Origin of the sequence: Providencia burhodogranariea DSM 19968 (genome assembly GCF_000314855.2) — a bacterium.
Taxonomy (GTDB): Bacteria; Pseudomonadota; Gammaproteobacteria; order Enterobacterales; family Enterobacteriaceae; genus Providencia; species Providencia burhodogranariea.
This window is the reverse complement of record NZ_KB233224.1, coordinates 102,053-123,428: the sequence shown is the minus strand read 5'-3', so window position 1 is coordinate 123,428 and position 21,376 is coordinate 102,053. Positions and strand designations below refer to the sequence as shown.

Sequence of the window (21,376 nt, the reverse complement as noted above, 5' to 3'; positions counted from 1 at the left end):
CCGATAGCTCATATTAAAAGATATCAAAGGATAACAGATTGAACAACAAGTTGCTTTATAAAGAGACTAGAATAACTGATGAGAGAAGAAGCCATCAACTGACTAATATTAATGTTTGGACACCAGATAGCCAGTGGCTGGCTTATGATGTCCGACCTAGTGGTAGTTCATTTACAGGATTAACCATAGAAAAAATTCATGTGGTTAGTGGGGAAATATGTGAAATCTATCGTGCTAGCCATGGTGCGCACGTCGGTGTCGTCACTGTTAGCGCGGAAAATCCACCTCGCTATGCTTTTATTCATGGTCCCGAATTTCCTGATCAACAATGGCAATATGATTTTCATCATCGCCGGGGTGTTTACGTTAAAGATAATGAATTGGGTGTAGCACATGCTATTGATGCAATGTGTATTACTCCACCTTATATTGCTGGAGCATTAAGAGGGGGAACACATGTTCATGTGTTTAGCCCCGATGGAAAGTGGTTGAGCTTCACGTATAACGATCATGTTATGCATGAAAAAAACATCCAATTGGATCAGCGCAATGTGGCTGTTGCAGTTCCTACAAAAAGAGTTAGCGTTGAACCCAAAAGGCATCCACGTGAGTATAGTGGTGACTATTTTTGTTGTGTTGTTAGCCAAACAACACCATCTCCTATTTTTGGCAGCGATGATATTAGCCGAGCCTATGAAGAAGGATGGGTTGGCCAAAATGGGTATTCCACTGAAAATGGACACTGGCAAGATAGAGCTATTGCATTTATAGGTGATACCCACGCACTTAATGGCGATATAATTCCTGAAATCTATCTCGTTGACCTGCCAAAAAATGTTGAAGATTTCATGCTAGCAGGTGAATTCCCTATTGAGGGAACGCAATTACGTATGCCTTATCCACCCAAGAATGTCCATCAGCGGCGCCTGACTTATACTCATGACCGGCAATATCCAGGGCTTGCTACACAGCCAAGGCATTGGCTACGTTCATCACCAGATGGCAGCTCAATTGCTTGTCTCATGAAAGATGACGATGGTGTTGTACAGTTGTGGTTGGTTAATACTTGCACTGGAGAACTTCAACAAATCACCAATGGAAGCTTGCCAATACAGTCGGCATTCACTTGGGATAGCCAAGGTGAGCATATTTGTTTTGTGTGTGATAACAGTGTGATGAATTGTAATGTAATGACTGGGCAATTACGGAGGCTAACTGCTCGTAGTGAGGTAGTACCTGTTGCTGATGCTATTGTATTCTCACCAGATGATCGGTTAATTGCTTTTATGCGTGATGATGATAATGGTTACAGGCAGATTTATACGGTAGAAACTGGTTTAGGTTATTAAGTCGCATAATCATCTAGAGAAAGTTTATCTTTGAAGGTCAATTTTCATTCAAATTAAAAGTCTTTATTTAAAGATGAGTGCAAGTAAGGCGAGTGGTTTGCCTCTTAGTAAACTAAGCGAAATCCACTCACCACAGTAAAAATTGTTTTTAATCTGATCTGAAGGGCGTTTTCATTTGTCGTTGGAAGTTTTTATAGTGTTTTTTTATCATTAAATAAACAAAATAATGAAATTATTGTTATTTAAATCAATTGGTGCAGTAAAAGTAAGCAAAAAATATCAATAGTCTCTCTTCACTTCGAGTACATTTATCTATCATGATTATACTCAGTCACATAAATCATATATTGATGTATATTTCTCAGGGTAGATTTGCTTAAATCTAACTAGAATTATTTTAAGTATATGTAAATGAACAGCCAAGTATGAGGCTTTAGAAGGGATTAAAATAAAGAGCTATCAATTCAATTGCTTATTATAAATAGAATATTCATTCAAAAAATTAAATATATCTATTCTTGAATATATTAATATTGGCTATTTGAATGGTTTAATGAAATATTCAGAACTATTCACCTACTTAGTTTAGTTATGGCTTGCATCGAGACTAGTCTGTTTATCTAGTTTTTCAATGCGTTTTTTAGGAGAATCATCTTCATTAATCCCTTTTTTCATATAATCAAGAGGAACCAGTAGTGTATCCATAACCGCAGTGAAAGGTAAATCAATAACTAACAGCGGACGCATGACCCAGCCAGTATTTTCATCTTTAATCATTTCTAAACTGTTTTTAGACCCAGGATAATAACTATCAGTAGGGCCTGCATGAGTCATAATGCTTGAACATCCCGATAGTATCAGTGGCATAAAACACATTAGTATTCTGGTCAATAATAAGCTAGCCATATAATCCCTTTAACCTGTATTCCAAATTTATTATTGCTTCTGATGACAATAATAGCTAAAAATTAAAAATTCACAATCAGAGCATAATATGAATCATTGATTTAATATTATAAATGTTGGATAAAAAGCAAAATTAATTATTTGTAACAAATACTAATGATTATACTTAAATTCACTCTTTTTGTTGAGAAATCGAGTGTGAAATTATTCCGATAAATAGAGATCAACCGTGTAAATTTAGTCGTTGAACTATATTCCATATTGACTAGATATTACGCAATTTCAGCTGTCACAAGTGTATATGTGAATTTACTTAAGCTGGCAAGTGGTTGAACTGTTAATAAGCTTCGAACTGTGGGCTAATGCACATATTAGTTTATCTTTATTTGGCACAATCGATTCAGTTATGTTTTTTAGTCTCTAAAAATGGCGTTTTGTGGGTGATTTTTCGTCAAAAGGATAACGGTCTATGAGTGAATTAGCTCTTACTGTGAGTTTGTTGGCGTTAGCTGCAGCACTAGGATTATGGATTGGTAATTGGAAAATTCGTAATGTCGGATTGGGAATTGGTGGCGTATTGTTCGGCGGAATTATCGTTGGGCATTTTGCACAAAGTTATGGCTTGCAACTAAATGGGCATATGCTGCATTTTATTCAAGAATTCGGTTTGATTTTGTTTGTTTATACCATTGGTATTCAAGTTGGGCCTGGTTTCTTCTCCTCTTTACGAGTATCTGGATTAAAGCTCAATGGTTTTGCCCTAATGATTGTTTTACTTGGGGCTATTGTTACAGCGATTATCTACAAATTAGTCAATATTCCATTACCCATTATTTTAGGGATTTTCTCTGGAGCAGTAACTAACACGCCTTCATTGGGGGCAGGTCAACAAATACTCACAGATTTAGGGTCAGACCCAGCACTTGTCGGGCAAATGGGAATGGGATATGCCATGGCATATCCCATGGGAATTTGTGGGATTCTATTTGTGATGTGGTTCATTCGTATCATATTTAGAATTGCAGTAGATAAAGAAGCATCAGAGTTTAGTAGTCAAAATATTCATCAACGTGAAACATTACAAACCATGAATATTGCAGTTCGTAACACGAATCTTGATGGCTTAATGATGCAAGATATCCCTTTATTAGGAAGTGACGAGATAGTTTGTTCGAGGCTGAAGCGCGGTGAAATGTTAATGGTGCCTCAACCAACAACAGCGATTCAACTAGGCGATTTACTCCATGTTGTTGGGCAAAAAGAAGATTTAAATAAAGTACGCTTAATATTAGGTGAAGAGGTTGATGCTTCTTTATCGACATCGGGGTCAGTACTTCATTCTGTTCGCGTAGTTGTTACTAATGATTCAGTATTGAGCAAACGCTTACGAGAGTTAAACCTTAAACAAAAATATGATGTTGTTGTTACTCGGCTTAACCGAGCGGGGATTGAGCTTGTCGCTAATAATAATTCTGTTTTACAATTTGGAGACATCCTTAATATTGTTGGAAGACCTGAATCCATTGAGGCAGTTAGTGCTTTATTAGGTAACGCGAAACAAAAATTACAACAAGTGCAGATGTTACCTGTGTTTATTGGTATTGGACTTGGTGTTGTTTTAGGATCTATCCCTATATTTATTCCTGGTTTCCCTGCTGCACTTAAACTAGGTTTAGCGGGGGGGCCATTGGTTGTTGCACTTATCTTAGGTCGAATTGGGACAATAGGGCGTTTGTACTGGTTTATGCCACCAAGTGCTAACCTTGCACTGCGGGAGTTGGGTATTGTGATGTTTCTTGCTGTTGTAGGACTTAATTCAGGTGGGGATTTTATTGATACTTTAATTAAAGGCGACGGATTGACTTGGATTGGTTATGGCTTATTGATCACTTTTATTCCTTTGTTTATTACAGGGGTTATCGCACGAGTTTTTGGCAAAATGAACTATCTCAGTTTATGCGGTGTACTTGCAGGCTCAATGACAGACCCTCCAGCTTTGGCATTTGCGAATAATATCCACCCAACAAGCGGAGCACCGGCGCTTTCTTATGCAACCGTTTACCCATTAGCTATGTTTTTACGCATTATATCACCACAGTTACTGGCTATTTTATTTTGGGCACTTTAACGATAAAACTGCAAATATAAGGTTGAGTAAGTTTGTTGTAATTAGCGGTATAAAGGTAAAAAGACCCTGTATTCAACCAATTGATGAACAGAAAATCTAGTTTAATAGAGATGAATGATATTCGTAATGCAGTATTTGATTACGGAGTTCTCGCTAATTTTCGCCCTCTCAGTCATGAAAGGGCATTTTTTTATTTAAACTTTAATTATTAATATTCAACAGCTTGATAAGCTAGCTCTAATTCTTCCGCAAGGATTACAATACCTTTCTCAATTTGTTCTGGTTCAGGTACATAATTCATTCGCATACATTCATGAGCATGTGGCCAATTCTCTTCAATTCCGGGGAAGAAGTAATGACCCGGAACCATCAGAACACCACGTTTCTTCAATCTCTGATACAACTCTAGGCTGGTAATTGGCAAATCTTTGAACCATAGCCATAAGAAAATAGCGCCTTCAGGTTTGTGGATCAAACATCTATCTTCGGAAATATAACGGCGAATAATACGAATAGTATCTTCTACACGTTGTTTGTAGAAAGGACCAATGACATTCTTAGATAAAGCGAGCAAGTCATCGCGTTCTAGCATTTCCAGTGCAAGAGCTGGGCCGATACCACCGGGCGCTAAGCTGATGATTCCATTTATGTTACTTACTGCTTCAATAATTTCTTCATTCGCAATAATAATGCCACAGCGAGTACCCGGTAACCCAAGTTTTGATAAGCTCATACATAGAATGACATTTTCATTCCAAAATGGCGTTGCTTCACTAAAAATAATTCCGGGAAAAGGAACGCCATAAGCATTATCAATCAATAATGGAATGTTATGTTCTTTCGCTAATTGGTCAAGATGCTCAACTTCTTCATCTGTTATTACGTTACCCGTAGGGTTTGTTGGGCGAGAAACACAGATAACACCAATATCATCTGTGACTTCTAACGTATTAAAATCAACATGATATTTAAATTGGCCATTTGGTAAATATTCAATTTGCGGTTTGTTAGCGATAAAAAGATCTTCATCTAAACCCGAGTCTGCATATCCAACATATTCCGGAGCTAACGGAAATAGGACTTTACGAGTGATACCATCTTCAAAACGACCAGCAAGCAAGTTAAATAGGTAGAAAAAGGCACTTTGGCTGCCATTAGATAGCGCGATATTTTTTGCGCTAATATTCCAGCCTAGTTTCGCTTTTAGGGTTGCTGCTAGCGCTTTCAACATGGCATCTTTGCCCTGAGGGCCATCATAGTTGCACAACGTATCTGTTAATTTACCGTTTGCACTCATTTCTGCTAATAACGTCTGGAAGTAGTTATCCATTTCAGGGATATGGGCTGGATTACCACCTCCGAGCATAATGGCGCCGGGTGTTCTAATACCTTCATTCAAGTCTTTCATCAATAATGAAATTCCCGAGTTTTTAGCGAATTTGTTACCGAATTTAGAAAAAATCATCTCATTTATTCACATATGTTAATTAGGTTGTTAATGGAATATAAAACATACTCTGCTCTACAACAGAGTTCAACCGCTAAAATTCGATAGTTATTGAAGGTAAACACTGGTTTGGTTTTAATTTACAACTTAATATTTTAGTTAATGCATTAAAATTTGGTTAATGTCGCTATTGATGATGATTGTACTGTCGCTAAGTTCTGATTTACTTATATTGGCAACAACTGATTAAGTGGTCATTAATCATGCCAGTCGCTTGCATAAAAGCGTAGCAAGTGATTGAGCCAACAAACTTGAAACCGCGTTTTTTAAGTGCTTTGGATAGTGCGGTTGAAATTTCAGTTTCTACAGGAATTTGCGACGATATCTCCCATTGATTAACAATTGGCTGGTGATTAACAAACTGCCAAAGAAATGTTGAGAATTCTTCGCCATTTTCTGCCATTTGAAGATAAGCTTTTGCATTCGAAATAATGGCATTAATTTTTGCTCGGTGACGAACAATTCTAGGGTCTTGCATTAAGCGCTCCACATCTTCTTCATTCATTAACGCAACGCGTTCAGGGATAAATTGGTGAAATAGCTCTTGATAACCTTGGCGTTTCTTAAGAATAGTGTACCAAGAGAGGCCTGCTTGCTGCCCTTCTAAACAGATCATTTCAAATAATTGTTGATTATCACGCATAGGTTTACCCCATTCATTATCATGATAGGCAATATATTCTGGGTCTTGGTTAACCCACTGGCAGCGAATTGGTGAGATATTCATTTCTATCCTCATATTATTTTATCATTTGGTTGATACTTAGCAGATACACTTTAACTGTATAAATATACAGTTAAAAGGGAAGGCTACAAGTTTTTTTTATTGATAGGATAAATAGACGCAGATTCAGTGCTGTATATCTGGCGGTCAAAGGGTATACTGGCATACTTTCATTAAATTATACCTATCGCGTGCGGATCTAACATGCAAAAGTTTGATACCAAAACCTTCCAAGGTCTTATCCTGACATTGCAGGATTACTGGGCGCGCCAAGGCTGTACCATTGTTCAACCATTGGACATGGAAGTCGGCGCAGGAACTTCTCACCCAATGACGTGCTTACGTGCGTTAGGGCCCGAGCCAATAGCAGCGGCGTATGTTCAGCCTTCTCGTCGTCCAACTGATGGCCGCTATGGCGAAAACCCAAACCGTCTTCAGCACTACTACCAATTCCAAGTGATCATCAAGCCGTCACCTGACAATATTCAAGAGCTGTATTTAGGCTCTTTGAAAGAGCTCGGTGTTGACCCAACAGTCCATGATATCCGCTTTGTTGAGGATAACTGGGAAAACCCTACATTGGGTGCGTGGGGTCTCGGTTGGGAAGTTTGGCTAAATGGTATGGAAGTCACCCAATTTACTTACTTCCAACAAGTTGGTGGGCTCGAATGTAAGCCAGTCACGGGTGAAATCACCTATGGTCTTGAGCGTCTTGCCATGTACATTCAAGGCGTTGACAGTGTTTATGACCTCGTTTGGTGTGATGGCCCACTGGGCAAAACCACGTATGGTGATATTTATCATCAAAATGAAGTTGAGCAATCAACTTATAACTTTGAATACGCCAATGTGGATTTCCTCTTTGCATGCTTTGAAGAGTATGAGAAAGAAGCTCAGTATTTGCTATCACTAGAAACGCCACTGCCGCTTCCTGCCTATGAACGCATACTTAAGGCGGGCCATACGTTTAACTTACTGGATGCCCGTAAAGCGATTTCAGTAACTGAACGCCAGCGCTATATTTTACGTATCCGTACCCTGACTAAAGGGGTTGCCGAAGCTTATTATGCTTCTCGTGAGGCGCTCGGATTTCCTATGTGTCACAAGAATTAAGAGGCCGTCATGACTCAACAGACTTTCCTTGTGGAAATCGGTACAGAAGAGTTACCGCCGAAGGCTCTTCGTTCTTTAGCTGAATCATTTGCTGCAAACTTTACGGCTGAACTTGATACGGCGGATATTGCTCACGGTGAAGTCAGCTGGTTTGCTGCTCCGCGTCGTTTGGCGTTGAAAGTTGCTTCTCTTGCAGCATCTCAGCCTGACCGTGAAGTTGAAAAACGCGGGCCTGCTATTTCTGCAGCATTTGGTGCAGATGGTCAGCCAACTAAAGCAGCTGAAGGCTGGGCGCGTGGTTGTGGTATTACTGTCGACCAGGCAGAGCGCTTAACCACAGATAAAGGTGAATGGTTACTTTATCGTGCTCAAATGAAAGGGCGGCCAGTTAGCGAACTACTCACTGATATGGTTAGCCGCTCACTGGCAAAATTACCTATTCCAAAGCTGATGCGTTGGGGCGATAAAGAAACTCAATTTGTTCGTCCAGTTCATACAGTTACATTATTGCTGGGTAGCGATGTTGTTGATGGCGAAATACTCGGTATTAAGAGTGGCCGTACTATCCGTGGTCACCGTTTTATGGGTGAAGCTGAGTTTACGATTGATAATGCAGACCAGTATCCTGAAATCCTTCGTGAACGCGGTAAAGTCATTGCAGACTATGAAGAGCGCAAAGCCGTCATTAAAGCTGACGCTGAAAAAGCTGCACTTGCGCTAGGCGGTAACGCTGATTTAACCAATAGCCTACTAGAAGAAGTGGCTTCATTGGTTGAATGGCCAGTGGTATTGACAGCTAAGTTTGAAGAAAAATTCTTAGCAGTACCTGCTGAAGCGTTAGTGTATACCATGAAAGGGGATCAGAAATATTTCCCTGTCTATGATAATGCCGGCAATTTAATGCCGAACTTCATTTTCGTGGCAAACATTGAATCTTCAGACCCTCAACAGATTATTTCTGGTAATGAAAAAGTAGTTAGGCCTCGTTTAGCCGATGCTGAATTCTTCTTTAAAACAGACCGCAAACAACGTCTTGAAGATAATTTACCTCGTTTAGAAACCGTTCTGTTCCAACAGCAGTTGGGGACATTACGTGATAAAACTGACCGTTTAGAAGCATTAGCTGGTTGGATCGCAAATAAGATTGGTGCAGATGTTAACCATGCTACTCGCGCAGGTTTATTGGCAAAATGTGATCTCATGACCAATATGGTTTTTGAGTTTACAGATACTCAAGGCGTGATGGGAATGCATTATGCTCGTCACGACGGCGAATCAGAAGATGTTGCATTAGCACTGAAAGAACAATACCAACCTCGTTTTGCGGGTGATGAGCTACCTTCTACCGATGTTTCAGCGGCTCTCGCATTAGCTGAAAAAATGGATACCCTTGCAGGTATTTTCGGTATTGGTCAACATCCGAAAGGCGATAAAGACCCATTTGCGCTACGCCGTGCGGCATTAGGGGTTCTACGCATTATTGTAGAGAAAGGCTATCAGCTTGACCTTGTTGAAATGACAGAGGAAGCAGCTCGCCTTTATGGTGATAAACTGACGAATAAGAATGTCGTTAATGATGTTGTCGAATTTATGCTTGGCCGCTTCCGTTCTTGGTATCAAGAGCTTGGCTATAGCATCGATACTATTCAAGCGGTATTAGCACGTCGTCCAACCTCACCAGCTGACTTTGATGCGCGTGTAAAAGCAGTTACTCACTTCCGCACATTGGAAGATGCGGAAGCTTTAGCCGCAGCGAACAAACGTGTTTCGAATATTCTCAGTAAATCAAATGAGAAATTGTCTGATAAGGTTCTCGCCTCCATTCTGAAAGCACCAGAAGAAGTTAAACTGGCAACTCACCTTGTGGTATTACAAGATAAGTTGGGTCCTATGTTTGCTGAGCGTAATTATCAAGAAGCATTGGTTGAGCTAGCATCATTGCGTGAGGTTGTTGATGCATTCTTCGCAGGCGTTATGGTCATGGACGAAGATGAAGCTGTACGTATCAATCGCTTAACACTGCTGAGCCAATTACGTGAATTGTTCTTGAAAGTAGCAGATATTTCTTTGTTGCAATAAATATCGCGTGATTTTGCTACTTCAGTAGAAATATAGCTCTATCGAAGTCAGTAAGCGCTCAATAGGCATTGTCTTTGAGCGCTTATTTTTTATCTAAAAAATAGAGTTGGTTAAAAAACCACATAGTATTGGTGGTTTTAAGAGCATTTGAACAAATATAGTGAAAAATGGGTTGACGGATAGATCACCTAACAGTATGATTCACTCCGTTTTCGGCGAGTAGCGCAGCTTGGTAGCGCAACTGGTTTGGGACCAGTGGGTCGGAGGTTCGAATCCTCTCTCGCCGACCAAATTCTAGAGCCTACCTCATTTATGAGGTAGGTTTTTTTGTGTCTCGAATATCCTTCATACTTCTTCAAGCCGCAGCGTTATTGGCTGCGAATATCCTTCATACTTCAAGCTGTAGCGTTGTTGGCTGCGTTCGCGAACCTTAGTCACATACTTGTGTATGCTCCCAAGGATTCACTCTCTTGCCGCCTAGCTACAACTCGAATTATTTTGGATATTTCTAAAGTTAATACCTCTTTTTAGCTAACTTTTTAGTTTAAAAATATTCTTATCAAATGGTTGTGGCGGTCAGCGGATATCGGCATGACAGGCCTAGCTATTACTCGAATTATTTTGGATATTTCTAAAGGTAAGTCCTCTTTTGGGCTATCTTTTTAATCAAACCTTTCAGACTAACTTTTTTACATTTCCTCTTCATAATCTGTTTTTATATTAGCCACATATACTTTAAATACTTTAATTTTCATGTAGGCGAAAAGGCAAGATAAACGATGTCACTCGGCTCGCTTAGCGAAGGCAATAATCATGCACTTGAAGTATGGTGAGTATATATTTTATGGATCATTAGCGGGTCTGTTACAGATAATCATGTAGTCGCTAGTTGTTGATTGCTTACATACGAATTTTTCATTACAAGGATGTGTTAATGAAAGTAATATGCGCGATGATGCTATTTTTACATTTAATGAATATGTGCTGTTATGCCGATAAGACAATTCACTCATTATCTGCTATTTCCTCTTCTTCCACACAAATGCCATCTAATCAATTACTCTCTGTGTCGCAAGCGCTGCCTTGCGTAGCGGTACATCAAGTTCATTTCACTGGGCTTTCCCAACTACCACTTATCAAACCCGAAAGCCTTAAGGAATGGAAATTACAGCTTGAAGGGCAATGTATCAAAGAAGATGCATTATTGTTGTACGCGGACCATCTTAATGAACAGATTGCTCAAATGGGGTATGTAACATCATATATTTATTACCCTGAGCAATCGTTGCTATTTGGTGTGTTGAATATTGATTTTATTGCCGGAAAGCTTTCGAGTATTGAATATCAAAATGGTTCTCATGATAGCTGGTCATTAATGAGTGCTTTTCCTTTACAGCGAGGGCAGGTCATTAATATTCATCAAGTTAATCAAGGTTTAGCGAATTTACGTAACTCACAATTGATCCCTTATCAAATCGATATTATTTCAGGAAATGAAGGAAGTAATGTTAGTCGGCTGGTCATTCAACGTAATGCGGCAAGAGCTTTCAAGGGCCGACTATTATTGGAGTCAACGCAATCACAAGATCGACCCACAAATATGGTGAGCAACATTATTATGTTGGCCAATCCATTATTACTTAATGATTTTTTTTACATGAGCTTAGATAGCGATACAGGAGAAGACCCATCAAAGAAACTAAAATCAGCTTCAGTGTTATATTCTCTTCCTTATCATTATTGGCTATTTAGCTTATATGCAGGCTACCAAGAAAGTACTAATCATAAAAATCTTCAATTAATAGATGATGTTAAGGTACGAAATGACCTCAGAAGCCGGCTATTATCATTGCAGGCAGAGTATATTTTTTATCGAGCACCCCATAGCACAACCTCTGCTAGCTTTGGTACCCAAATTCAGACACTCGATCTCTTTCTGGAACAATATCGTCTAGAAACTCAAAAACGCTTCGCGAGCTATGGGCTATTAGGGCTAAATCATAAGCGAGATTTTGCCCAAGGTAGTGCTACATTTTCATTGAAATATAAGCAAGGTATTGATTGGTTTGGTGCGACGAGACAGCAGATTTCCGGTTTGGATAGTGCTCGCATCTATCAATTTTCAGTAGATATACAGCGAGCATTTCTATTAGCGCGCCAGTCGATGTATCACCGCCATGAACTTGAGGTTCAATTGAGTCACTCTAAGCTCGATCCAATGCTTGAGGTCGATAGCATCACTGGGAGATTTGGCGTCAGGGGGTTCACTAATAGCACGCAGATTGAAAATTCAGGTAATAACACATTGAAACTGAAAAATGAATTGGTTTGGTTTTTACCGTGGCAAGGTGCTCAGTTATACAGTGGATTGGATTTTGCAACAACATCGAATGATCGATCTAGGTTTTGGCGAGAAAACATGCTGATTGGTACTGAATTTGGTATTCGTGGGCAGGTAGACAGAGTTGGTTATCAGCTGTTTTTTGATGCACCACTTTGGCAATCAATTGAACTGCAAACGGATCCTATTAATGTTGGTGCTAAGTTGAGTATTAATTATTGATAGTCATACTAATCTCTATTGTCATTGGTTGAAATTTTGTCGAAGAACTAAATCAAGTAAATTATTTATTTATTGAAGTTATTAACTAACCGTTGAATTGTTAATTTTTTGGTTGTGAAATGTTTTTATCTGAATAAAAAATAAGCAGAATAATAACATGCTAAAATGATTTTAATTTAGAAGTTCTTTAGAATTTTATACCGTTCTCTATTAGTTGTCGCACTATTTTCGTTCAGTAATTCAGCACTTAATCACAAATATAAAAATAAATATCCTAGAGATAAAACACTATTCAATACTATTTTTATGGTTATTACTTCTATATTAAGTAATTCCCGTCTATATAATAATCTATATTTTGGCTAAATATGTTTCTAATATGTTAATTTTGTTCAAGGTCAGTAACGAGATGTGCTATTGACGAAGTTGATAACAGTTGATTAATTGCTCAGTGAATAACAAAAAATACAGATCTCACATCTGTCACTTTCAATGATGGGTTTTGGGATCAAGCAAACATAACATGAACGCCACAGGAGCATACAGATGACGCTCTCTCTTAAAAAGACAGGTCTATTAACCGTTGGATTAACACTCGCAGCTCTCGCAGTTTCTGCATCAGTGCAAGCAAAAACATTGGTCTATTGTTCAGAAGGTTCTCCAGAAGGTTTTAATCCTCAACTATTTACATCAGGCACAACATTCGATGCCAGCTCAATCCCGCTATATAACCGTTTAGTAGAATTTAAATTAGGGACAACTGAAGTTAAGCCGGGATTAGCAGAAAGTTGGGATGTGAGTGATGATGGTAAGGTATATACCTTCCATTTGCGTAAAGGCGTTAAATGGCATTCAAATAAAGACTTTAAGCCAAGCCGTGACTTTAATGCAGACGATATAATTTATACCTTTATGCGTCAAAAAGATCCTAATCACCCTTATCACAAAGTATCAGGTGGCAGCTATGAATACTTTATGGGCATGGATATGGATAAGATCATCGATAAAATTGAAAAAGTTGATGATAACACCGTTCGTTTCACGCTCACTCGTCCTGAATCTCCGTTTATAGCGAATATGGCAATGGACTTCGCATCCATTCTGTCAGCTGAATATGCAGATCAAATGCTTGCTGCGGGGACGCCACAAAAAGTTGACTTGAATCCTATCGGAACAGGTCCTTTTGAGCTGCAACAATATCAAAAAGACTCTCGTATTCTGTATAAAGCAAATAATGAGTACTGGGGCAGCAAGCCTAAAATTGATCGTTTAGTCTTCTCTATTACACCTGATGCATCTGTTCGTTATGCAAAATTGCAAAAGAATGAATGCCAAGTGATGCCATTCCCGAATCCGGCGGATTTGGAGCGCATGAGAGAAGATAAAAATATTACGTTAATGGAGCAACCAGGTCTGAACGTTGGTTACCTCTCCTTTAATGTTGAGAAGAAACCACTGGATAATCAAAAAGTCCGTCAGGCATTGTCGATGGCGGTGAATAAAGACTCGATTATCGAGGCTGTTTATCAAGGTGCTGGGCAAAAAGCGAAAAACTTAATTCCGCCAACAATGTGGAGTTACAACGATGATGTGAAGGATTATGAATATAATCCTGAAAAAGCAAAAGCATTATTGGCTGAAGCCGGCTTCCCAGATGGTTTTGAAATCGACCTGTGGGCGATGCCAGTACAGCGTCCTTATAACCCAAATGCACGCAGAATGGCTGAAATGATCCAATCTGACTGGGCAAAAATTGGTGTTAAATCGAAAGTGGTTAGCTATGAGTGGGGCGAATATCTGAAACGCGCCAAAGACGGTGAGCCGCAAACGGTCATGATGGGTTGGACTGGTGACAATGGGGATCCAGATAACTTCTTTGCAACACTATTTAGCTGTGCAGCGAAAAAACAAGGGTCTAACTATTCGAAATGGTGTTATCAAGGGTTTGAAGACTTGATTCAACCTGCTCGTATGACAGCGGATCATGACAAACGTGTTGATCTCTACAAGCAAGCTCAAGTTGTAATGCATGACCAAGCTCCAGCATTAATCATTGCACACTCAACAGTATTTGAACCAGTACGTAAAGAAGTTAAGGGTTATGTCGTCGACCCACTTGGCAAGCACCATTTTGAAAACGTCGATATTGAAAAATAATCGTTTTTAATTTGTATAGCCCTTCGACATCATTTTGGTTGCGAAGGGCGTTTTCACCTCTGAACTTCAGAGAAACAGAAAACTCAGTTCTTTGTGAGCATACGGAAGAATGCTTTTTCTTCTGGTTAGCCAAACGGACTTAGAGCCGTCAAAGGCAATATTAAAGAGATTCCGGATATGTTGCAATTTATCCTCCGGCGCTTGGGGTTAGTCATCCCCACGTTTATCGGTATCACATTACTTACTTTCGCTTTCGTTCATATGATCCCGGGTGATCCGGTGATGATTATGGCAGGTGAAAGAGGCTTATCGCCTGAAAGACATGCCTATTTAATGGCTGAGCTAGGCTTAGATCAGCCACTTTGGAAACAATATCTTCACTATCTCAACGGCATATTCCACGGTGATTTAGGGATTTCATTGAAAAGCCGCATTGCGGTTTGGGATGAGTTTTTCCCTCGCTTTAAAGCCACCATGGAACTAGCCACTTGTGCCATGATTTTTGCTGTTTCAGTGGGTATTCCCGTTGGTGTTCTTGCTGCGGTTAAACGTGGCTCTATTTTTGATCACGCCTCAATTGGTTTGTCACTAACTGGCTATTCGATGCCAATTTTTTGGTGGGGGATCATGCTTATCATGTTGGTGTCGGTTCAATGGGATTTAACTCCCGTATCAGGGCGCGTCAGCGATACGGTCTTCCTTGACGAGTCTTATCCACTCACCGGATTTATGTTAATTGACACCCTAATTTGGGGGGATGATGGTAACTTTATTGATGCGGTGGAGCATTTGATTTTGCCATCGATTGTACTCGGAACGATACCACTCGCCGTTATTGTACGTATGACGCGTTCAGCGATGTTAGAAGTCCTCGGTGAAGACTATATCCGTACAGCGAGAGCCAAAGGGGTTAGTCGTGCGCGAGTTATTCTGATCCACGCACTGCGCAATGCGATGCTGCCCGTTGTAACCGTTATCGGCTTACAAGTCGGGGTCATGCTTGCGGGAGCAATTCTAACAGAAACTATTTTTTCTTGGCCAGGCCTAGGTCGTTGGTTAATTGAAGGGTTGCAGCGTCGTGATTACCCAGTTGTTCAAGGGGGAGTATTGTTAGTCGCGACATTGATTATTTTTGTAAACCTCGTGGTTGATGTGCTGTATGGCATTGTTAACCCTCGTATTCGATATAAAAAATAAGGAGCGCTAAAATGTCTCAATCTACTGAGTCAACGGTTGTCAGCGCCCCTAAGCCGATGACGCCACTGCAAGAGTTTTGGCACTACTTTAAACGAAATAAAGGCGCTGTTATTGGGATGGTATACATCATCTTGATGGTGCTAATTGCTATTTTTGCTGGGCTATTGGCACCACATGCACCTGATGAACAGTTTCGTGATTTCCTATTAGTCCCACCAGTATGGGAACATGGTGGGAGCTGGCAGTTTATCCTAGGGACAGACGATGTAGGCCGTGACCTATTATCGCGTTTGATGTATGGCGCTCGTTTATCTCTGTTAGTGGGCTGTTTGGTTGTGGTGCTCTCATTGATGATGGGGGTCACTCTCGGTGTTATAGCCGGCTACTTTGGGGGTGTGGTCGATGCAATCATGATGCGTTTGGTCGACATCATGTTAGCACTGCCAAGTCTATTGCTGGCCTTAGTACTGGTTGCCATTTTTGGCCCCTCCATCGTCAATGCGTCTATTGCACTGACTTTTGTTGCATTACCACATTATATTCGACTCACGCGGGCAGCCGTTTTGGTTGAAGTGAATCGTGATTATGTTACGGCTTCACGTGTTGCAGGCGCAAGCGCCACTCGCCAGATGTTTTTGAATATTTTACCTAACTGTATGGCACCGTTGATTGTTCAAGCATCGTTAGGTTTTTCCAATGCCATTTTAGATATGGCTGCTTTGGGTTTCCTTGGCATGGGTGCTCAGCCACCGACTCCTGAGTGGGGCACAATGCTTTCTGATGTGCTGCAATATGCTCAGAGTGCATGGTGGGTCGTGACCTTCCCAGGGTTAGCAATTTTATTGACTGTATTAGCGTTTAACCTGATGGGTGATGGGTTACGCGATGCATTTGATCCAAAACTCAAGCAGTGATGAGGTAATCTAATGGCATTGTTAAATGTAGATCAACTTTCGGTGCACTTCGGTGATGAAGGTGCCCCGTTCCGGGCCGTTGACCGCATCAGTTATAGCGTAGAGAAAGGTCAAGTCGTTGGTATTGTTGGTGAGTCCGGCTCAGGAAAATCAGTCAGTTCACTGGCTATTATGGGGTTAATTGACTACCCCGGCAAAGTGATGGCGAAATCGTTGCAATTTAATGGACGGGACTTACTTTCAATGCCTGAAAAAGAGCGCCGACAGATAGTCGGGGCAGATGTGGCGATGATATTTCAGGATCCCATGACTAGCCTGAATCCTTGCTTTACAGTGGGGTATCAGATCATGGAAGCATTACAAGTGCATCAAGGTGGAAATAAAAGTACCCGTAAACAGCGTGCTATTGATCTGCTTGATATGGTCGGTATCCCTGATCCTAAATCACGACTTGATGTTTATCCTCACCAGTTATCTGGCGGGATGAGTCAGCGAGTAATGATAGCCATGGCGATCGCATGCCGGCCAAAATTACTGATTGCTGATGAGCCTACTACGGCACTTGATGTGACAATCCAAGCTCAAATTATTGAGTTATTGCTTGAGTTGCAGAAGCAAGAAAATATGGCTCTTGTGTTAATCACACATGATCTTGCATTAGTGTCCGAAGCGGCTCATCACATTATCGTTATGTATGCCGGGCAAGTCGTCGAATCAGCAAAAGCATCTGATATCTTCAAGCACCCACGTCATCCTTATACACAGGCGTTATTACGAGCATTACCTGAGTTTGCAACTAATAAATCGCGACTGGCTTCTTTACCGGGTGTCGTACCGGGGAAATATGACCGTCCGAATGGTTGCCTGCTCAATCCGCGTTGTCCGTATGCGACAGAACGTTGTCGTATAGAAGAACCGGAGTTGTTGCCTATTGGCGATAGACAAGTGAAATGCCATATGCCGCTGGATGATATGGGGAGGCCGACACTATGAGTGAAAATCAAAAAAAGCCATTGTTACAGGCGATTAACCTAAAGAAATATTATTCAGCGAAGGGGGGGATATTTTCGCCAGATAAAATTGTTAAAGCGCTAGATGGTGTCTCGTTTGAGTTAGAAAAGGGTAAAACCCTCGCGGTTGTGGGGGAGTCTGGTTGTGGTAAATCAACCTTAGGCCGCTTGTTAACGATGATTGAGATCCCAACAGAAGGTGAGCTGTACTATCAAGATCAAAATTTGTTGGTGAAAGATAAAACCGCAGAGCAATTACGCCGACAGAAAATTCAAATTGTTTTTCAAAACCCGTATGGTTCGTTGAATCCACGTAAAAAAGTTGGGCAGATATTGGAAGAGCCTTTATCGATCAATACCAAGTTGACTAAAGAGCAACGTAAAGAAAAGGTATTATCGATGATGGCGAAAGTTGGACTCAAAACAGAACACTACAGTCGTTATCCTCACATGTTTTCTGGTGGGCAACGCCAGCGTATTGCGATAGCACGTGGCTTAATGCTTGACCCAGATGTGCTGGTGGCGGATGAGCCGGTTTCTGCGTTGGATGTGTCTGTTCGTGCTCAAGTACTTAACTTGATGATGGACTTGCAGCAGGAATTTGGGCTTTCCTATGTGTTTATCTCCCATGATTTGTCTGTGGTTGAGCACATTGCTGATGACGTGATGGTGATGTATTTGGGGCGTTGCGTAGAAAAAGGAACGAAAGAGCAGATTTTTAATAATCCGCTACATCCTTATACACAAGCTCTGTTATCAGCAACACCAAGGTTGAACCCAGATTCCCGACGTGAGCGGATCAAGCTAACGGGGGAGTTACCAAGCCCAATGAACCCACCGCCTGGATGCGCTTTTGCTGCACGTTGTCGTCGAGCTTTTGGTCAATGCACACAATTTCAGCCGACTTTGAAAGAGTATGATGGTCAGTTAGTCGCTTGTTTTGCTGTCGATGAAGATGAAAAAAATACAGTCGTCGTGAGCTAAATTGATTAAAACGGCAGAAAAATCTTTTTCTGCCGTCCTTTCACTGAGATGTATTATAGCCATTTTCCCTCAAACTAATCCTTCTCCTAATTACATAAACTTGCATTAATAACCGCTCCTTTAGTGATAAAATAAAGTATACTGACGCACTCTCATCCTATACCCATTATATATCAAGTCGTTTGGTGTTTATTGTTAATACAACACAGCGCTTACGGTACCTCGATCGCTGTACTATGTATCGCCATTGGGTTATCTGCGTCGTTTACTTGTATGCCACTCGAACCATTTGGGGTATATATTTAAAAAGAAACCTGATACACAAAATTTCAGTAAATGAAGAAGATTTAACTAAAATGAAAACCCGAGTTCAACGCTCACTAACTTTAAAAAGCATGATCGTATTTTTTGTGATCACATTGCTTTCATTCGCCCTTTTTTTGGCTATCCAGTTTAGTTATTTACTTGAACAGAGAAAACACGATTATCTTGGTCAACTTAGTAATGCTGTTGTACAAATTCAAAAGCCATTAACTGACTCACTATTGAGCTCCGACTTAAACGAAGTTAAACGGTTACTTGTGAGCCTAAAAACATCAGGCATTATGGGTAAGGCGATTGTAACGGTAGATGATGCGACAGTAATGAGTTTAGATTTTGCAACACCGCGACCCATTCCTGAATGGGCAGTGAAATTTACAGGGATCCCCGTTGAACTGACGGTACCTCTCTATGCTTATGGTAATATGTTATTAACGGTCAAGCCTCAAGGGTATCTGACACTTCAGGTTGATTCTAATCGTGTTTATCGTTTTGCGTTTAATACACTGGCGTTGATGACAACAACTTATTTACTGTTAGTATTAATTATCGCGATTGCAATGACATGGTGCGTGAGCCGGATGATAGTCAGGCCATTACGTAAAATTGCGTTAGAATTACAAGATACGGATAATCAGCATGACATCCAAGTTTCAGATTACCATAATGATGACGAACTGGGTTTACTTGCGAAAAACTATAACCGCCAAAGAAAAAAGCAAAATTCAGACTAAGTCATGAACATGTGGTGACCTTTGTGGTCTAATATCGGTAATAGTTGGTGTCACTTGTATTTAATGAGACCAAGCCATATTGTTTAACCCTATAATTAACGTGCTCGTTAATTTGTCAGTCATACTTTTGCGGTTAAATACAAGGATAGAAAATACATAGGGGTTTACATGCAGGGTTTGAAAATTCAATATATCTTCAGTGTTGTACTACTCTCAGTGGCTAGCTTTGCTAGTGCCGAGTCATTACAGCCTGATCCAGCATGGCAGCAAGGAAAGCTTGATAACGGCTTTAGCTGGCAACTGCTACAGACACCACAACGTCCAAACGATCGAATTCAACTCAGATTGGCAATTAAAACGGGATCACTGTCAGAGAAGACCAGTGAAAAAGGTTACAGTTATTTGATCCCTAAGATGGCACTTTTCCATCAAACAGATGCTTTTCCAACGGCAACATTACAAAATTTTTGGCGTCAAGCGACCGATCCTGATATTCCCATGCCACCTGCGGTTGTTTCGTATGATTACACTATCTATAACCTAAGCTTACCGCACAACAAACCAGAACTACTCAAACAAGCATTAAATTGGATGGCAACATCTGCGGCAGGCGCAAGTTATACAGAAACATCACTTCACAATGGGCTTAATGCAATAAATGCACCGGTAGCAACGATACCATTGGATGCAAATGATCCCGTTTGGCGTGCACGTCTGAAAGGGACGGCAATGATAGGCTATGAGCCAGGGCAAAAAATTAAGGACAACGTTGATTTAGCGAGTGTGAATTCCTTTTATCAAAAATGGTACACACCCGATGTAATGACACTGTATGTTGCCGGTCATGTTGATGCACGTATGTTGTCTGATTATATCACACAAACTTTCTCTTCATTGGAAGGGCGCCGTTCAGAGCCAGTTTCAATGGCTGTTTTATCTCAAGTTAAACCTCAATCAATTGATATTCTTGAACCGAAGCAAACAAAAGATACTTTGTCTTTGATTTGGGATATTGATTGGCTGCCAATCAATGATTCTGTTGTGTTATTACGTTATTGGGGAAGCGATTTAGCTCGAGAAGCCGTTTATCGTTCATTACAAAAAACGTTTAGCCAAAAATTCAATGAAAATGAAGTCACACCTAGCTTAGATTGCCGAGTGCAATATCAAAAAGCGAGTTGTATTCTTTCTATTACTGCTTCACCAGAAAAAATGCAGGCAGTGGCGGATGTTGTTCTCAATGAATTATCAACGATTAATCAAAATGGTATTCCTCAAGAATTATTCGATGAGATGATTGCAGAGAAACAAGGCCAATTATCACAGCTGTTTGCCGCTTATGCTCGAACTAGTACTGATGTTTTAGTTGGTCAACGCCTGATTTCCCAACAAAATGGAGTTGTTGATATCGCACCAGAGCAATATCAGCGTTTAAGACAATCTTTCTTAGCAGGGCAAACGCTTGAGCTAGTCAATATGGAAGTGCAGCGTTTATTGTCTCAGGAAGCAGCGTTTGTTTTGACACAACCAAAAGAAAAACAGTTAATGGATGCGGAACAAATCCGTCAGAAGTTTACTAAAGTATTGTGGCCGCAAACAGAAGCAGCGCAAGCTGAAACCGTGCCAGGTGAAGCAGGTGTTAAGCTTGAATTACCAAAAGCCTCACAATAATCATTGATAAATAGCCCCT

General features: G+C 40.5%; 15 protein-coding genes and 1 tRNA gene. 13 read left to right on the top strand and 3 right to left on the bottom strand.

Annotation, left to right across the window (positions count from 1 at the left end):
• Positions 1 to 38 precede the first annotated feature (38 nt).
• Positions 39 to 1,349 carry a YidR family protein gene (locus OOA_RS14590; protein ID WP_008912926.1) on the top strand — a complete coding sequence of 437 codons (1,311 nt, stop codon included), beginning with the start codon at positions 39 to 41 and terminating at the stop codon, positions 1,347 to 1,349.
• A 585-nt stretch (positions 1,350 to 1,934) separates the two neighbouring features.
• Here the strand turns inward: OOA_RS14590 and OOA_RS14585 are convergent.
• A complete protein-coding gene (locus OOA_RS14585) occupies positions 1,935 to 2,255 on the bottom strand; it encodes a YceK/YidQ family lipoprotein (protein ID WP_040691659.1) in 321 nt (106 codons plus the stop codon).
• Positions 2,256 to 2,724: 469 nt separating this feature from the next.
• On the opposite strand from OOA_RS14585, the gene OOA_RS14580 reads away from it, so the two are divergent.
• A complete protein-coding gene (locus tag OOA_RS14580; protein WP_008912924.1) occupies positions 2,725 to 4,383 on the top strand; it encodes a putative transporter in 1,659 nt (552 codons plus the stop codon).
• 208 nt (positions 4,384 to 4,591) lie between these two features.
• Here the strand turns inward: OOA_RS14580 and OOA_RS14575 are convergent, their stop codons facing one another.
• Together OOA_RS14575 and OOA_RS14570 are read right to left on the bottom strand one after the other, a co-directional pair.
• The gene (locus OOA_RS14575; RefSeq protein WP_008912923.1) at positions 4,592 to 5,848 is read right to left on the bottom strand and encodes a valine--pyruvate transaminase; all 1,257 of its coding nucleotides are present in this window, start codon (positions 5,846 to 5,848) and stop codon (positions 4,592 to 4,594) included.
• A 205-nt stretch (positions 5,849 to 6,053) separates the two neighbouring features.
• Positions 6,054 to 6,617 (bottom strand): DNA-3-methyladenine glycosylase I, encoded by a 564-nt coding sequence (locus OOA_RS14570; RefSeq protein WP_008912922.1) that lies wholly within the window; start codon positions 6,615 to 6,617, stop codon positions 6,054 to 6,056.
• 201 nt (positions 6,618 to 6,818) lie between these two features.
• Between OOA_RS14570 and glyQ the strand changes: the two genes are divergently transcribed.
• From glyQ to OOA_RS14515, 11 genes are all read left to right on the top strand, one after another.
• A complete protein-coding gene (glyQ, locus tag OOA_RS14565; protein ID WP_008912921.1) occupies positions 6,819 to 7,727 on the top strand; it encodes a glycine--tRNA ligase subunit alpha in 909 nt (302 codons plus the stop codon).
• Between the two features lie 9 nt (positions 7,728 to 7,736).
• Positions 7,737 to 9,806 (top strand): glycine--tRNA ligase subunit beta, encoded by a 2,070-nt coding sequence (glyS, locus tag OOA_RS14560; protein ID WP_008912920.1) that lies wholly within the window; start codon positions 7,737 to 7,739, stop codon positions 9,804 to 9,806.
• A gap of 213 nt (positions 9,807 to 10,019) precedes the next feature.
• Positions 10,020 to 10,096 (top strand) — tRNA-Pro (locus OOA_RS14555).
• Between the two features lie 644 nt (positions 10,097 to 10,740).
• On the top strand, positions 10,741 to 12,369 hold the full coding sequence (locus tag OOA_RS14550) for a ShlB/FhaC/HecB family hemolysin secretion/activation protein (protein ID WP_008912919.1): 1,629 nt from the start codon (positions 10,741 to 10,743) through the stop codon (positions 12,367 to 12,369).
• 546 nt (positions 12,370 to 12,915) lie between these two features.
• Positions 12,916 to 14,526: a dipeptide ABC transporter periplasmic-binding protein DppA gene (gene dppA, locus OOA_RS14545; RefSeq protein WP_008912918.1), complete on the top strand. Its 1,611-nt coding sequence runs from the start codon at positions 12,916 to 12,918 to the stop codon at positions 14,524 to 14,526.
• Between the two features lie 177 nt (positions 14,527 to 14,703).
• Positions 14,704 to 15,723, top strand: a complete 1,020-nt coding sequence (dppB, locus tag OOA_RS14540) for a dipeptide ABC transporter permease DppB (protein WP_008912917.1) — start codon at positions 14,704 to 14,706, stop codon at positions 15,721 to 15,723.
• Positions 15,724 to 15,734: 11 nt separating this feature from the next.
• Positions 15,735 to 16,637, top strand: a complete 903-nt coding sequence (gene dppC, locus OOA_RS14535; protein WP_008912916.1) for a dipeptide ABC transporter permease DppC — start codon at positions 15,735 to 15,737, stop codon at positions 16,635 to 16,637.
• 12 nt (positions 16,638 to 16,649) lie between these two features.
• The gene (gene dppD / locus OOA_RS14530; RefSeq protein ID WP_008912915.1) at positions 16,650 to 17,630 is read left to right on the top strand and encodes a dipeptide ABC transporter ATP-binding protein; all 981 of its coding nucleotides are present in this window, start codon (positions 16,650 to 16,652) and stop codon (positions 17,628 to 17,630) included.
• On the top strand, positions 17,627 to 18,631 hold the full coding sequence (gene dppF / locus OOA_RS14525) for a dipeptide ABC transporter ATP-binding subunit DppF (RefSeq protein ID WP_008912914.1): 1,005 nt from the start codon (positions 17,627 to 17,629) through the stop codon (positions 18,629 to 18,631). Before dppD ends, dppF begins: the two co-directional genes overlap by 4 nt.
• A gap of 356 nt (positions 18,632 to 18,987) precedes the next feature.
• The gene (locus OOA_RS14520; RefSeq protein WP_040691714.1) at positions 18,988 to 19,686 is read left to right on the top strand and encodes a HAMP domain-containing protein; all 699 of its coding nucleotides are present in this window, start codon (positions 18,988 to 18,990) and stop codon (positions 19,684 to 19,686) included.
• Between the two features lie 168 nt (positions 19,687 to 19,854).
• Complete coding sequence (locus tag OOA_RS14515) at positions 19,855 to 21,357, top strand: insulinase family protein (RefSeq protein ID WP_008912912.1); 1,503 nt, start codon at positions 19,855 to 19,857, stop codon at positions 21,355 to 21,357.
• Positions 21,358 to 21,376: the final 19 nt, after the last annotated feature.

Excerpts from the sequence above, each read along its gene's own strand:
- OOA_RS14575 (WP_008912923.1), bottom strand. The coding sequence starts at position 5,848 with ATGATTTTTTCTAAATTCGGTAACAAATTCGCTAAAAACTCGGGAATT.
- OOA_RS14580 (WP_008912924.1), top strand. The coding sequence starts at position 2,725 with ATGAGTGAATTAGCTCTTACTGTGAGTTTGTTGGCGTTAGCTGCAGCA.
- OOA_RS14550 (WP_008912919.1), top strand. The coding sequence starts at position 10,741 with ATGAAAGTAATATGCGCGATGATGCTATTTTTACATTTAATGAATATG.
- dppC (WP_008912916.1), top strand. The coding sequence starts at position 15,735 with ATGTCTCAATCTACTGAGTCAACGGTTGTCAGCGCCCCTAAGCCGATG.
- glyQ (WP_008912921.1), top strand. The coding sequence starts at position 6,819 with ATGCAAAAGTTTGATACCAAAACCTTCCAAGGTCTTATCCTGACATTG.
- OOA_RS14570 (WP_008912922.1), bottom strand. The coding sequence starts at position 6,617 with ATGAATATCTCACCAATTCGCTGCCAGTGGGTTAACCAAGACCCAGAA.
- OOA_RS14585 (WP_040691659.1), bottom strand. The coding sequence starts at position 2,255 with ATGGCTAGCTTATTATTGACCAGAATACTAATGTGTTTTATGCCACTG.
- dppF (WP_008912914.1), top strand. The coding sequence starts at position 17,627 with ATGAGTGAAAATCAAAAAAAGCCATTGTTACAGGCGATTAACCTAAAG.
- dppB (WP_008912917.1), top strand. The coding sequence starts at position 14,704 with ATGTTGCAATTTATCCTCCGGCGCTTGGGGTTAGTCATCCCCACGTTT.
- OOA_RS14515 (WP_008912912.1), top strand. The coding sequence starts at position 19,855 with ATGCAGGGTTTGAAAATTCAATATATCTTCAGTGTTGTACTACTCTCA.
- glyS (WP_008912920.1), top strand. The coding sequence starts at position 7,737 with ATGACTCAACAGACTTTCCTTGTGGAAATCGGTACAGAAGAGTTACCG.
- dppD (WP_008912915.1), top strand. The coding sequence starts at position 16,650 with ATGGCATTGTTAAATGTAGATCAACTTTCGGTGCACTTCGGTGATGAA.
- OOA_RS14520 (WP_040691714.1), top strand. The coding sequence starts at position 18,988 with ATGAAAACCCGAGTTCAACGCTCACTAACTTTAAAAAGCATGATCGTA.
- dppA (WP_008912918.1), top strand. The coding sequence starts at position 12,916 with ATGACGCTCTCTCTTAAAAAGACAGGTCTATTAACCGTTGGATTAACA.